This window comes from Novosphingobium rhizosphaerae (genome assembly GCF_050920675.1).
Lineage (GTDB): Bacteria > Pseudomonadota > Alphaproteobacteria > Sphingomonadales > Sphingomonadaceae > Novosphingobium > Novosphingobium rhizosphaerae.
In genome coordinates this window covers 310,208-323,338 of the sequence record NZ_CP137862.1, presented here as the reverse complement: position 1 = coordinate 323,338, position 13,131 = coordinate 310,208, and the positions used below count along the sequence as shown (strand labels likewise).

The following is a 13,131-nucleotide window of genomic DNA, read 5'->3' as shown; positions in this document are numbered from 1 at the left end:
AAATGCGGGGCTTAATGGTCTCCACGCCGGCTGCGTGGTCAGCGGCGCCCGCCCAGGCGCCGGCCAAGCCAACCCCGGATCGGCCGATCCCAGGCCACGTCGGCCAGCCAGGCCACTGCGATCAGCAGCGGCACCAGGCCCACCCCGATCACCGCCATGCGCGTGGGCGATGGGTGCGCCTTGGCCACATAGTTCATCCACACGTAGAGGAACGGGAAGTGGGTGATGTAGATCGGATAGGACAGCCGTCCGCAGGCGCGCACCAGCCAGCCTACCACGGGCCCTGCCTGCGAATGGCACCCGGCAACGATGATCGCGGGAAACAGCACGATCACGCAGGCCGCTTCATAGACGCCGTTGAGCTTGATCCCGCCCACTTCGGGCCAGATCGGCAGCAACATCGCCACCACCATGATCACCGAAAGCGTGGGCCAGCCCAATCGCACCTGGGGCAACCGCGCGCGCACGCGATAGAGCCACAGCCCCATCACGAACGGGAAGCACAGCCGCACCGGCGCCATCCACAGGGTTTCCCAATAGGAACCCTGGTCCAGCGAACCAAGCGCCACGCCGCTCACCGCCAGCCCCGCGCCGCTCACCAGCGCCAACACGCCCAGCGCACGGGTGGACCAGTGGCGCAGCACCAGGGCATAGGCAATGTTGCCGAGATATTCCTGCAGCAGGCTCCAGCACGGTCCGTTGAGCGGGTGGGTATCGGTCCAGCGGCTGGGCAGCGGCCAGGTTGGAATCAGGGCCAGGCCCATGACCAGCGCGACCAGCAGGCGCGAAAGGGCAATCGCCTGCTCCGGCGCGCCCCAGGGATCGAGCAGATAGCTGGCAAAGCCCAGTAGCACGCCCAGGATCACCAAGGGGTGCAGCCGTACCAGACGCAGGCGGAAGAAATCGCCCACGCCCATCTTCCCCCACCGATCATCATAGGCATAGCCGATGACAAAGCCCGACAGTGCAAAGAAGAAATCCACCGCCAGCGGCGCGTGGTGCAGGATCACCTTGTCGCCTTGCCACAGCACGGTGATGCCCTGGATGTGAAACAGCACGACCATCAAGGCCGCCGTGCCGCGCAAGCCATCGAGCACGGCAAAGTGCGCCTTGCCGGTGGTGGTTGCATTGCCCTGCGCGATGCCCATCGCACCGGCTCCCCGTGTCGCTGTCATGCCCCGTTCACGCCCCGATCATGCCAGCGCATCGGCGGGCAGGACCACCGTGTTGAGCGAATCCGCCTCCATCGGCAAGGCCAGTGTCTTGCTGCCGATGCGATACGTCACGGTGGCAGGCTGGGCGATGGGATTGCTCGCGACCAGCACCAGCGATCCATCGGGGTTGCGGAAGGCGAGCTGGTCCACATAGCCCAGGAAACTTTCCACCGGCACCATCCGCGCGCCGGCGCGCACGTGGGCGGAAAGATGGCGCACCAGCCAGTAATCCTCGCCCATGCGGAACGTACCGGCCTTGGTATCGACCACCAGCAGGCTGTTCTGTGGCCAACCCCACCCGCTCATCCCGCCTTCGGGCATGACGAGGTTCCAATACGTCCAGGCGCTGGCGCCATTTTCGAAATAGCGCCGGATCGTCTGCCAGCCATAGCGGGCATAGCGCCAGTCGTTGGTGCCGACGCCGCATTCCTGCTCCGAACCCCATAGCTCCAGCGCGGGCCAGCGTTCGCGCAAGGGGCCAAGCGCATCCTTGCCGGCCCATTGCACGCCGATGCCCTTGATCGCGGCGGCGGCCTGGGGATGGGCCATGACGCGGGTGAAGAGGTCAACATTGCCGCGCTCGAGCGTGCCGAAGAACACGCGCGTGCCCACCTTGTCCATTTCCTGGGCGAGGAAGGGAATGAACCGCGCGAGGCCTTCGGGTGTCCAGCAGCAGCTGGGAAAGGGTTGGGCCGAATTGAATTCGTTCTGCGGCATCACCGTGTCGATGTGGATGCCGGCCTTGGCATATTCCTCCACGTAACGACGGAAATAGCGGGCATACGTGGCCAGGGTGCGATCATCGAGGCGGAAGGAATCGCTGCCTTCCTGGCCCAGTTGCGCGGGCGTGATGCCATTCGATGGCTGCCCTGGCCAGGCCGGCGCCTGTGCGTAATGGCCGCCCTTCTTCATCCAGGTGGGCGGCGACCACGGCGAGGCCCAGACTTTCAGATCGGGCCGCAAGCCTTGTGCCGCCTTGATGAACGGGATCAGCGTTTCCCGATCATTGGCGATCGAAAAGTGCGCCAGGTCATAATCGTCGGGCGTTTCGTCATAGCTATACCACCCCCGCGAAATGTCGTTGGCGCCGATCGGGGTGCGGCACTGGTTGAACGCGCAGCCATCGTCGCCGAACAGGGCGGCCAGGGCTTGGGCGCGCCGGGCAGGCGGCAGGGCCTGCAAGGCATCCCACCCTTTTTCCGAAAACGCCCCGCCAAAGCCGGCGATGGTCTGGCGTGGTGCATCCAGCCGCACTTGCGCGCCCACGGCAAACAGATCGGCGGGAACGGGCGCTAACGCGGGCAACGGGCGCGCGTGCCATGGCCGACCAGCCACCGTCGCCACCCACGACGCGCCGGTGGCGGCGGGTCGTGCCGGGGCTGCCGGTGCCGGGGCGCCCCGAGTTGCGGCGGTGATGCCAGGCACCCCCGCCGCAGCCGCCCCCATGCCGATCAGTGCCATGGCACCCCGCCGGTTGACCGCAGAGTCCATGGCCTTCAATCCTTCCACGCGCGGGCAGGCAGCTTGATCGTCACCACCGGGCCCAGTTCGGCCGCGTTGCGCCCCAAGGCAAAGCCGTATTCGCCCGCCGGCATCGTCCAGCGACCATCCTTCCAATCGGCCAGCAGGCGCGGATCGAACGTGACGCTGGCGCTCTGGCTGGCGCCGGCGGCCAGGCTCAACCGCTTGAAGCCAACCAGGCGTTGCAGCGGGGCGCCGTTGCGGCGAACGAGGTAGACTTGCCCCACGTCGTCACCTGCACGCTGGCCGGTGTTGGCCAGGGTGAAGCTGGCGGAAAGCCCCGAAACCTTGAGATCGCGCGCCGCAAAGCTGGTGTAGCTCAGGCCATAGCCGAACGGAAACAGCGGCTTGAGCCCCTTGCGGGCAAACCAGCGATAGCCCACGTCCGACCCTTCGATGTCATAGTCGCTGTGCAACTGGTCCTTGCCCGGCGCGGGATCACCGCCGAAATTGGGCTCCACCCAATCGCTGCCGTCCAGCTTAGGCCGGGGCAACTGATCAAGGCTTGCGGGGAAGGTCACGGGCAGGCGTCCGCCGGGATTGGTATCGCCAAACAGCACCGAGGCAATCGCCTCGCCACCGCGGGCGCCGGGATACCAGGCCTCCACCACGCCCGCCACCTTGTCGAGCCAGGGCATCAGCACCGGCCCGCCGGTTTCCAGCACCACGATCGTATTGGGATTGGCTGCCGCGACGGCCGCAATCAGCGCATCCTGCCCATCGGGCAGCGACAGGTCGGGCTGATCGGCCCCTTCGGTGCGCCATTCGGTGGCAAACACGATCGCCACTTGGGCCTGGCGGGCCTTTTCCACGGCATCGGCGATGTAGCGACCATCGCGGAACGTGATCGTGGCCTGGGGCGCACTGGCCTGGATGGCCTTGAGCGGGCTGGAGCGGTGATAGCTTTGCTGCATCAGCGCGGCAAACGGCCCATCGCCACCCAGGGAGCGCGTGGCGGCCGGGCCGCCTTCGCCCATCACCAGGCTGGAACCCGATCCGGCCAACACCCCGCTGTCGGCATAGCCGCCGATCACCGCGATTGTCTTGGCCGTCTTGGCCAAAGGCAGCGCGCCGTTGTTCTTGAGCAGCACGATGCCTTGCCGGGCCACTTCCTCGGCCACCTGGGCATGGGCGGCAAAGTCGATCTGCCCGCCCGGCCGCGCCGGGTTCTTGTCCACCCCGGCAGCATAGATCGCGGTCAGCACGCGGCGGTTCATGTCATCAAGCCGCGCGGCCCAGGCCTTGTCGCCGGCCGCCTTGGCCTTGAGCGTGTCGGCAAAATAGATGCCTTTGTCGAGCTGTTCGCCCGATTGCTGGTCCAGGCCATTGATGGCGGCCTCCACGCCGGGCACCGCGCCCCAGTCGGACATGACGAAGCCCTTGTAGCCCCACGCGCCCTTGAGCACTTTGTTGAGCGCCCAGTCGCTGGCGCAGGCCTGCGCCCCGCCGATGCGGTTATAGGCGCACATCACCGCGCCGGGCTGGCCCTTTTCGATGCCGATCTGGAACGCCAGCAGGTCGCTTTCGCGGGCGGCGCCTTCGGCGATCTTGACGTCGACATACTTGCGCCCGGTTTCCTGCCCGTTGAGCGCGAAATGCTTGATCGTGGAAATGATATGGTTGGACTGGATGCCGGCGATCGCCGCGCCGACGAGGTCACCCGAGAGCAGCGGATCTTCCGCCAGGTATTCGAACGTGCGGCCGTTGCGCGGATCGCGCATCAGGTTGACGCCGCCGGCCAGCAGCACGTTGAAACCCTTGGCCCGGGCCTCTGCCCCGATTATCGCCCCGCCGCGATAGAGCAGCCCGGGATTCCAGCTGGCCGCCTGGGCCAGGCCCGACGGCAGCGCGGTGGCACCGTCCTTGCGCAGCCCGCCCACCCAGGCCACGCCCAGGCTGGCGTCGGTTTCGGTAAGCGCCGGCACGCCCAGCCGCGCAATGCCCGGCACATAGCCCGCGCCAGGCACCGCGCCTTCGGGAACCTTGGTACCCGGCAGGAACGGCAGCGGCATCATCCCGTGGGTGAGGATCACTTTCTCGTCGCCGGTCATCTGCTTGACCGTGGCATCGGCGCGGGCCTGTGCCCCTGCCAGATCGATCGCGGGCGCCTGCTGGGCATGGGCATTGGCACCCAGCGCCAGGGCAGCGCAGCCAAGCACGAAAGGCAGGTGGCGGTTCATCGGACAATCCTTGTGAGAAAAGGGAAAAATGCGGGCCGCCCCAAGCGGGCGGCCCGCCGTTTCAGCATCAGAACTTCACGCCGGCACGCACGCCGAAAGTGCGCGGATCGGTCATGGTCAGGCTGGTCGCGCTGCCGGTAACCAGCGCCACCTTGTTCTCGATGTTCTTGACGAACGCCGTGGCGTACCACGCGCTGTTCGGCGCGTTATAGGTCAGGCTGGCCTGGGTGCGGGTTTGCGAAGGCGTCCACAGCTTGAGCCAGTAGGACCCGGTATCGCCGAACACCGTCACCGAATAGGCCGACGAATAGCGCGAATAGACCGAGGCGACGACATTGCCCTCGCCCACCGGCACCGTGTAGTTGATGCTGCCATAGAGCACGGTGGATGGCGTGCGATCCAGCTTCTGCCCGGCATAGTTGGCCACCTGGCCGCGATCGTTGGCGGTGCACTTGCCGTTGACCAGGCCGCTCGGGCAGAACTGGGTATAGTGCCCGTCGGTCAGGTCCACGCCCAGCGTCAGGTTCAGGTCGCGCGTGGGATAGAACTGGGTTTCGAATTCCCAGCCCAGCACGCGCGCCTTGCCCGCGTTGGTCGTCACCGTCTGGTTGGCGCCATTGATCGGGATGATCGCGCTCAACTGCAGGTTCTTGTAATCATACAGGAACAGGTTGGTGTCGATCTTCATCCACGGCGCCACGCGGCCGCGGAAGCCCAGTTCATAGTCGGTCAGGGTTTCGGGCTCGTAATAGATCGCGTGCTGGTCGCCATACTTGAGCGTGGTGGTGCCGGTGACCACGGTGGAATAATCGCAGCGCTCGCCCTGCGACGTGACGAGCGACTGGCCCGCCCCGCCGGTGGAGCACCCGTCGCCAAAGCCGCCGACCTTGTAGCCGGTGGCAATCGAGCCATAGAGCAGGCCGCCCGCCACATCGGCATCGAAGCCGGCGCGCCAGGTCACCTTGCGGCCCTTGACCGTGGCGTCGTTGACATAGCTGCGCCCGCCGCCGGCGGCCGGATCGAGCGTATATTGCCCGCCCACCAGGGGCTGCCCGCCCAGCGTGTTGAGGTGCACGGTGTGGCCATAGCGGGAAAGATCGTCGGCGGTGTAGCGAATGCCGGCCGTCAGCCGGACCGCGTCGGTGATCTTGTAGGTGCCTTGCGTGAATGCGCCCTTGGTGGACGAGATCGTGTGCTGCGGGAAGCCATAGATGAACGTGTTGCCGAACACCTGGGGCAGCAGGTTGTAGATATAGAACGCGATGCGCGATTCTTCGCGGAAGTAATAGAGGCCGCCCTGGATCTTGAGCGGGCCGTCCCCGCTCGACGCCAGGCGCAACTCGTGGCTTTGCTGCGTGTAATCACCGTTGAACGTGCCGGGCAGGTTTACCCCGCTCAGGACGTTGCTGTTTTCCTTGGCTTCGTATTGCCGGATCGACCCCAGGTAGGTGGCCTTGATGCCGCCGAAATCGTAATTGAATTCGCCATCGAGGTTATAGGCGATGTCGTGCACGTTGGGCTTGAACGAGGATTGGTCCCCGCCGCCATACTGGTGCGTGGTCAGGCTGGTATACGTCGTGCCGCCGCTGGTATAGCTGAACGGCGTGTTGAAGCTGGCGCTCAGCAGCGAGGTGGTGAGCGACTGGCGCGTGTTGCCGATCGGCGCCCAGGTGGCCACGCGCGCCTTGTCGGCCGTGGTATTGCCGGCCGAGCTGCTGTCGGTGCCCAGCTGGTAGAAATTGCTGAACGGGACCGAGCTGTCGCGCGATCCGGTCAGGCGCGAATAGCTGCCGCGCAGCAGCAGGTCGCCCCGGTCGCCCAGCTTGAACAGGCCCTGCAGGCGCGCCGAGATATTGGTGCGGAACTTGTTGTTGTAATTGGGATCGCCCGCCACGCCCTTCACGAAATTGTCGCGCGTGTCATAGTTGAGCGAAAGGCGGAACGCGGCCCAGTCGTTGACCGGCAGGTTGAACGCGGCATCGGCGTTATAGGCATTGTAATTGCCTGCGCCGACATTGGCTTCCACGCTCACGCGGTCGAAACTGGGGCGCTTGGTGATCACGTTGATCACGCCCGCCGTGGTGTTGCGGCCATAGAGCGTGCCCTGCGGACCTTTCAGCACTTCGACATGGTCCACGTCCATGAAGCTTACGTCGGCCTGCTGGGGCCGCGCCAGATAGACACCATCGGCCAGGAACGCGGCCGAAGGATTGCCCTTTTCGGTACCGTCGGTGCTGGTCACGCCGCGAATGGTGATCTGCAAGCCGTTGGTACGGTCGATCGAGAGGCCGGGCACCTGGTCACCCAGCGCGGTGGGGTTGGTCACGCCCTTGGAACGCAGCCCATCGCCGGTGATGGCGGTCAGCGCGATCGGCGTTTTCGACAGCAGCGTCTTGTCGCGCGTGGCGGTCACGATGATGTCGGGCATCGCCACTTCGTCGCTGGCGGCCTTGGCCGGTTCCTGCGCAGGTGCAGGGGCCGGCGCGGTCTGGGCATAGGCCGGTGCGGCCAGAGCCACGGCAGAAACCAGGCATGCTGTTTTGATCAGCTTCATTTTTCCCTCCCTTTCATGCCCCGCGTGCGTTCTTGCCGCGGGTGACATTCGCTTGCGCGGCCATGCACATGCTTGCTGCGCACGCAAGCCCTGCCCTGGCAATGGCCGCACCGACGATGAAGAGAAGTGATCGGGCAACAAGACACCACCCGCCCGAAGCATGGCTTCGCAGCGGCAATCGATTTCCTCTCCATCGGCGGCAAGTAGTATCTCTTGCTTGGCCATACTTTGAAATCAAACAGTCAGCGCTGTCAAGACTGCGTTGTCAGATTTCAACGTGACCTCGCGAAAGAAATAGTCATAATGGTTGACATGGAGAGGCGACCGTTCGCAGACAGCCGGCAACCCGAACGGGACCAAGTGCAACCGCCAGCAGCGGCCGCACCCGCGCCGCGCGCCACGATGGAGGATGTTGCCCGCCTTGCCGGGGTATCCCTCAAAAGCGTGTCCCGCGTGGTTAATCGCGAACCCCACGTGTCCGACGCGTTGCGCGCGAAAGTGGAGGCGGCCATCACCACGCTGGCCTTCGTGCCCGATGCCGCGGCCCGCTCGCTGGCCGGATCGCGCACATTCATCGTCGGCCTGCTGTTCGACAACCCCAGCCCGAACTACACGATCAAGATCCAGTCAGGCGTCTATCGCGCCTGCATGGAGCAGCAATATCACCTGCGCATCGACAGCATTGATTCGGATCGCCCCCATGCCCAGGTGGAAGCGCAGCTTGACGCGATCGTGCGCAACAGCCGCTGCGACGGCTTCATCCTCACCCCGCCGCTGACCGACAACATCCAGGTTCTGGCCTTTCTGGAGCGGCGCGGCATCCGCTATGCCCGCATCGCCCCCAACAGCGAACTGGGCCGTTCGGCGTGCGTGGCGATCGACGACAGCGCCGCCGGCGCCCTTGTCGCACGCCGCCTGTGGGCGCTGGGCCATCGCCGGCTGGGCGTGGTCACCGGCCCGCCCCTGCATCGCGCGGGCGAGCGGCGGCGCACCGGCTTTCTCAATGCGCTCAAGGAACTGGGTGCCACGCTGCCCGTGGCGGAGGCCAATGGCAGCTTTGCCTTCGAAGGCGGCATTGCGGCGGGTACGGCGCTGCTTGCCCACGAACCACGCCCGAGCGCGATCTTTGCCACCAACGACGATTCGGCGGCCGGGGTGATGGTGGCCTGCGCGCGGGCCGGCTTGCGCGTGCCGCACGACATCTCGCTATGCGGATTCGACGACAGCTGGGTGGCCAAGTCGGTCTGGCCCTACCTAACCACGATCTACCAGCCGATCGAGGAAATGGGCTATGCCGCAGCCAGCCTGCTGCTTGATCGGGGCGAAACCGGCGACCGCCAGCTCATGCTCGATTTTCACCTGGTCGAGCGGGACTCTCTGGCGCCGCCGCCAGATCATCCCGCCTGAGGGAACCGAGCCGCCCAGGGTGGGCGGAGATTTAGGTCAGGGGGCGTGAGAGCGGTTGATTTTCGCGACCCGGAGCGCAGCGCACTTTTAGTACGCGGGCACAAGAAGCGCGAAAAGCGGCCGTTCGCAGCCCACCATGGCCTAAATCGCCACCCACGCTAGGCGGCGTGGACAAATTCCACGCAGCCTAGACCAGCAAGTCGAAGCGGTCGGCGTTCATCACTTTGGTCCAGGTGGCGATGAAATCGGCCACGAACTTGTCTTGCGCGTCCAGCCCGGCATAGACCTCGCACAGCCCGCGCAGCTGGGCATTGGCACCGAACACCAGATCCACGCGGGTGGCCGTCCAGCGCCGTTCCCCGCTGGCGCGATCGGTGCCCACGAATGTGCCGGCCTCTTCCCCCGCGGCCCATGCGGTGTTCATATCCAGCAGGTTGACCACGAAATCGTTCGTCAACTGGCCCGGCCGCTCGGTCAGCACGCCGTGGGGCGATCCGCCGTGGTTGGCCCCCAGCACGCGCAGCCCGGCAACGAGGACCGTCATTTCCGCCGCGCCCAGGCCCAGCAGTTGCGCACGGTCGATCAGCAGTTCTTCCGCGCTGACCGCCATGGGCTGTTCCAGATAGTTGCGGAAGCCATCGGCCCGTGGCTCCAGATAGGCAAAGCTATCCACGTCGGTCTGGTCCTGCGCGGCGTCGGTGCGGCCAGGCACGAACGGCACGTCCACCGTGCGGCCGGCCGCCTTGGCCGCCAGTTCGATGCCGACGCTGCCGCCCAGCACGATCAGGTCGGCCAGCGAGACTTTGCGGCCATCGCCGCGGCCGGCATCGAAACGCGCCTTGATGCCTTCGTACGCCGCCAGCACGCGTTCGAGCCGCGCCGGCTCGTTCACTGCCCAGCCGCGCTGGGGCGCCAGCGCGATGCGCGCACCGTTGGCCCCGCCGCGCCGGTCCGACCCGCGATAGGTCGAAGCCGACGCCCAGGCCGTGCCGACCAACTCGGCCACCGACAGGCCCGCGGCGGCAATGTCGGCCTTGAGCGCGGCAATGTCGGCCGCGTCGATCAAGGGGTAGTCGCGCGCCGGGATCGGATCCTGCCAGATCAGGTCTTCGTGCGGCACATCAGGCCCAAGATAGCGGGCCTTGGGCCCCATGTCGCGGTGGGTCAGCTTGAACCAGGCGCGGGCGAAACTGTCGGCAAACAGGGCCGGATCGGCGCGGAAGCGTTCAAGCACGGCGCGATAGGCCGGATCGACTTTGAGCGCCATGTCGGCCGTGGTCATCATCGTGGGCACTTTTACGCCCGGCGTGTGCGCCTTGGGTGCCAGCGTTTCTTCCGGATTGCCCACCGGCTGCCACTGGTGCGCGCCGGCCGGGCTGCGTACCAGTTCGTATTCATGATCCAGCAGCATGTCGAAGTAGGTCATGTCCCACTGCGTCGGGGTGGGCGTCCATGCGCCTTCGATGCCCGATGTGATCGTGTCATCGCCCATGCCGCTGCCATGGGTGGAAATCCAGCCCAGGCCCATCTGGGCAATGTCCGCCCCTTCGGGCGCCAGGCCGACGAGCGATGCGTCGCCGCCGCCGTGGGCCTTGCCAAATGTGTGGCCGCCGGCGGTCAGCGCCACGGTTTCGGCATCGTCCATGCCCATGCGGGCAAAGGTTTCGCGGATATCGCGCGCCGAACCGACCGGATCGGGCACGCTGCCGGGCCCTTCGGGGTTCACATAGATCAGCCCCATCTGGATCGCGGCCAGCGGCCCTTCCAACGCGCGCCCGGCCGCCTCGTCGATGCGCGTCGGATTTTCCGGATCGCCCACCCAGGTCGTTTCGCTGCCCCAGAACACGTCGAGCGACGGCTCGTGAATATCCTCGCGCCCGCCGCCAAAGCCGAAGATCGGGCCGCCCATCGATTCGATCGCGACGTTGCCGGCCATGATGAACAGGTCAGCCCAACTGAGCGCTGCGCCATACTTGCGCTTGATCGGCCAGAGCAGGCGGCGCGCCTTGTCGAGATTGCCGTTGTCCGGCCAGGAATTGAGCGGGGCGAACCGCTGCGATCCCGATGACGAACCGCCGCGCCCGTCGCCACTGCGATAGCTGCCGGCCGAATGCCAGGCCATGCGGATGAAGAACGGGCCATAGTGGCCATAGTCGGCCGGCCACCACGGTTGGCTGTCGGTCATCAGGGCGTGCAGATCGGCCTTGACGCCCGCGTAATCGAGCGTGCGGAACGCGGCACGATAGTCGAGCCCTTGTGGATAGGGGCTGGCGGACTGACCATGCTGGGCCAGGATCGCCAGTGGCAGCGCTTCGGGCCACCAGTCCTTGTTGGTGCGTCCCAAAAGGGGCCGCGTCTTGGCTGCACCACCACCCATCGGGCACTTCGTCGTCACCGCGTTCATCGTCTTCTCCATTGCTCGGCCACAAGTCATTGCGATCGGGGCCGCGATCCGGATCGCGGCGATCCTCTCACGAAGCCGATGGTGACAACAGGGTCCTTTGGTTCAGTCTGTCGGAGCGGCCGCGCAGGCCGCCGCAGCCTCCAGGATCACGCCGGCCACGGCCCCAGGTTGCGACAGCAGGCTGAGATGCCCGGCATCCAACTCGGTGGTTTGCGCGCCCATCGCGGCGGCCAGTTCGCGCTCCAGCGCCACGCTCACGATGCGATCCTGCGCCGAAACGATATACCAGCAGGGGCGCGTTTCCCACGCGGCCTGGTCCACCTTGTCGGCAAAGGTGCTGGCCGCCAACGGGGGCTGCACCACACACAGCACGCGCGCCTCTGCCTCGGGCAGGTCCTGTGCCACGTCCTCGATCCAGCCCGCTTCGCTCAGCGTCAGGAAACCGGCGCCGTCATTGATGATCTTGCCCAGCGCCGGCGGCGCTTCATAGCGTCCCACCTGTTCGCCCACGGTTTCGCCGGCCTTGGGCGCAAAGGCGGCGACATAGACGAGCGCCTTGACCTTGGGATCGTTGCCGGCCTGGGTGATCACCGCCCCGCCCCAGCTGTGCCCGACGAGCACGACCGGCCCCTCGATCGCGGCCAGCGCGCGGGCGGTGGCCGCCACGTCATCGGCAAGGGAGGTGGTGGGATTTGGCACGGCAACCACCGGGAGCCCTTTCGCCAGCAGCAAGGGGATCACGCGCTGCCAGCTCGATCCATCGGCCCAGGCGCCGTGGACAAGGACAATGGTGGGCAAAGCGGGAGTGTCTATCATGGCACGTTCCGATCGAAAGAGGGGGGCAGGCAGCGATGCGCAAGGGCCGGCCAAACATCGCAAGACCGCGGCGCGCGCGGCAATCCCCGATCGGGTGAATCGCCAGCCCCCGACCGGGGCTGCGCCGCTATTCCCGTGCCCCTGATCCTGTAGCGTTCCAACCCTGGGCCAGGCGCGCCCAACTGGCCACCAGCGCCAGGTCCAGTGCCTGCCCTCCGCCGATCAGGCCCAGGCGGCGGCGGAAGTCATAGCCGGCCAATGGCACCGCCACGATGCCACCATTCGCCGCTTCGCCCCCCAGGCAGACCGGCCCGGTCGTCACCGCCAGGCCGGCCCTCACCAGCGCCAGGCAGCGTTCTTCGTTGGCGCTGCGCAGCAGAAAATGCGGGCGCACGCCTTGGGCGGTGAAGAACCGGCTGGTTTCGGCCAGGATCTCGCAACTGCGCCGTGCCACCATGACCTCGGCCGCCAGGTCGAGCGCGCTCAACATACCCCGCCCGGCCAGGGGATGGTCGCGCGGCAGCAGCATCGCATAGCCTTCCTCCACCACGGCGCCTTCGCCCGCCCCGCCCTGCGGCCCCGGCCCGTGCAACAGCGTGAGGATCGCATCGAGCTGCCCCTCCCCCAGCCGGCGGCGCAGATCGGCATCGCTACCCTCCACCAGCACCAGCGGCCGCACCGCCTGCACGTCGCGCGCCAGAGTGACCAGCACTTGCGCCGGCAAGGAGGACAGCACCCCCAGCCGCAGCGGCGCCGCCATCGGCGCCAGGCCGTCTGCCGGCATTTCCGCCAGGCGGAACTCGCGCTCGATCGTGCGGGCATGGGCCAAGAGCCGCGTGCCCGCTGCGGTCAGCCTGATCTGCTTGCGATCGCGCATCAGCAGCGGCGCGCCCACCAGCCGCTCCAGCTCGGCCAGGCCGGCCGAAAGCGTCGGCTGGGAAAGGTTCAGGCGCCGCGCCGCCGCGGTGATCCCGCCGGTTTCGACAATGGCCAGGAACTGGCGCAGGTGGTTCCGCTTCAACATAGGTGTATTCT

At 66.6% G+C, this 13,131-nt stretch carries 8 protein-coding genes; 1 reads left to right on the top strand and 7 read right to left on the bottom strand.

Annotated features, from left to right (window positions below; translation table 11 throughout):
• Positions 1 to 38 precede the first annotated feature (38 nt).
• The 4 genes from R9J51_RS21400 to R9J51_RS21385 form a co-directional block, all read right to left on the bottom strand.
• Positions 39 to 1,175 (bottom strand): acyltransferase family protein, encoded by a 1,137-nt coding sequence (locus R9J51_RS21400; protein ID WP_179562485.1) that lies wholly within the window; start codon positions 1,173 to 1,175, stop codon positions 39 to 41.
• Positions 1,176 to 1,193: 18 nt separating this feature from the next.
• Positions 1,194 to 2,705: a glycoside hydrolase family 30 beta sandwich domain-containing protein gene (locus R9J51_RS21395; protein WP_179562487.1), complete on the bottom strand. Its 1,512-nt coding sequence runs from the start codon at positions 2,703 to 2,705 to the stop codon at positions 1,194 to 1,196.
• Between the two features lie 5 nt (positions 2,706 to 2,710).
• A complete protein-coding gene (locus R9J51_RS21390; RefSeq protein ID WP_179562489.1) occupies positions 2,711 to 4,915 on the bottom strand; it encodes a glycoside hydrolase family 3 C-terminal domain-containing protein in 2,205 nt (734 codons plus the stop codon).
• Between the two features lie 67 nt (positions 4,916 to 4,982).
• Positions 4,983 to 7,469, bottom strand: coding sequence for a TonB-dependent receptor domain-containing protein (locus tag R9J51_RS21385; RefSeq protein WP_179562491.1), 2,487 nt, complete (start codon positions 7,467 to 7,469; stop codon positions 4,983 to 4,985).
• A gap of 360 nt (positions 7,470 to 7,829) precedes the next feature.
• Here R9J51_RS21385 and R9J51_RS21380 point away from each other — a divergent pair, with 360 nt between their 5' ends.
• Entirely contained in the window at positions 7,830 to 8,876 is a 1,047-nt protein-coding gene (locus R9J51_RS21380; RefSeq protein WP_179562493.1) for a LacI family DNA-binding transcriptional regulator, read from the top strand.
• A gap of 187 nt (positions 8,877 to 9,063) precedes the next feature.
• Here R9J51_RS21380 and katG read toward each other — a convergent pair whose 3' ends face one another.
• The 3 genes from katG to R9J51_RS21365 form a co-directional block, all read right to left on the bottom strand.
• Entirely contained in the window at positions 9,064 to 11,280 is a 2,217-nt protein-coding gene (katG, locus tag R9J51_RS21375) for a catalase/peroxidase HPI (RefSeq protein WP_179562495.1), read from the bottom strand.
• A gap of 102 nt (positions 11,281 to 11,382) precedes the next feature.
• Complete coding sequence (locus R9J51_RS21370; protein WP_218847445.1) at positions 11,383 to 12,096, bottom strand: alpha/beta fold hydrolase; 714 nt, start codon at positions 12,094 to 12,096, stop codon at positions 11,383 to 11,385.
• Positions 12,097 to 12,223: 127 nt separating this feature from the next.
• On the bottom strand, positions 12,224 to 13,120 hold the full coding sequence (locus R9J51_RS21365) for a LysR family transcriptional regulator (RefSeq protein ID WP_179562497.1): 897 nt from the start codon (positions 13,118 to 13,120) through the stop codon (positions 12,224 to 12,226).
• Between the last annotated feature and the right edge of the window lie 11 nt (positions 13,121 to 13,131).

Excerpts from the sequence above, each read along its gene's own strand:
- R9J51_RS21400 (WP_179562485.1), bottom strand. The coding sequence starts at position 1,175 with ATGACAGCGACACGGGGAGCCGGTGCGATGGGCATCGCGCAGGGCAAT.
- R9J51_RS21395 (WP_179562487.1), bottom strand. The coding sequence starts at position 2,705 with ATGGACTCTGCGGTCAACCGGCGGGGTGCCATGGCACTGATCGGCATG.
- R9J51_RS21390 (WP_179562489.1), bottom strand. The coding sequence starts at position 4,915 with ATGAACCGCCACCTGCCTTTCGTGCTTGGCTGCGCTGCCCTGGCGCTG.
- R9J51_RS21385 (WP_179562491.1), bottom strand. The coding sequence starts at position 7,469 with ATGAAGCTGATCAAAACAGCATGCCTGGTTTCTGCCGTGGCTCTGGCC.
- katG (WP_179562495.1), bottom strand. The coding sequence starts at position 11,280 with ATGAACGCGGTGACGACGAAGTGCCCGATGGGTGGTGGTGCAGCCAAG.
- R9J51_RS21370 (WP_218847445.1), bottom strand. The coding sequence starts at position 12,096 with ATGATAGACACTCCCGCTTTGCCCACCATTGTCCTTGTCCACGGCGCC.
- R9J51_RS21365 (WP_179562497.1), bottom strand. The coding sequence starts at position 13,120 with ATGTTGAAGCGGAACCACCTGCGCCAGTTCCTGGCCATTGTCGAAACC.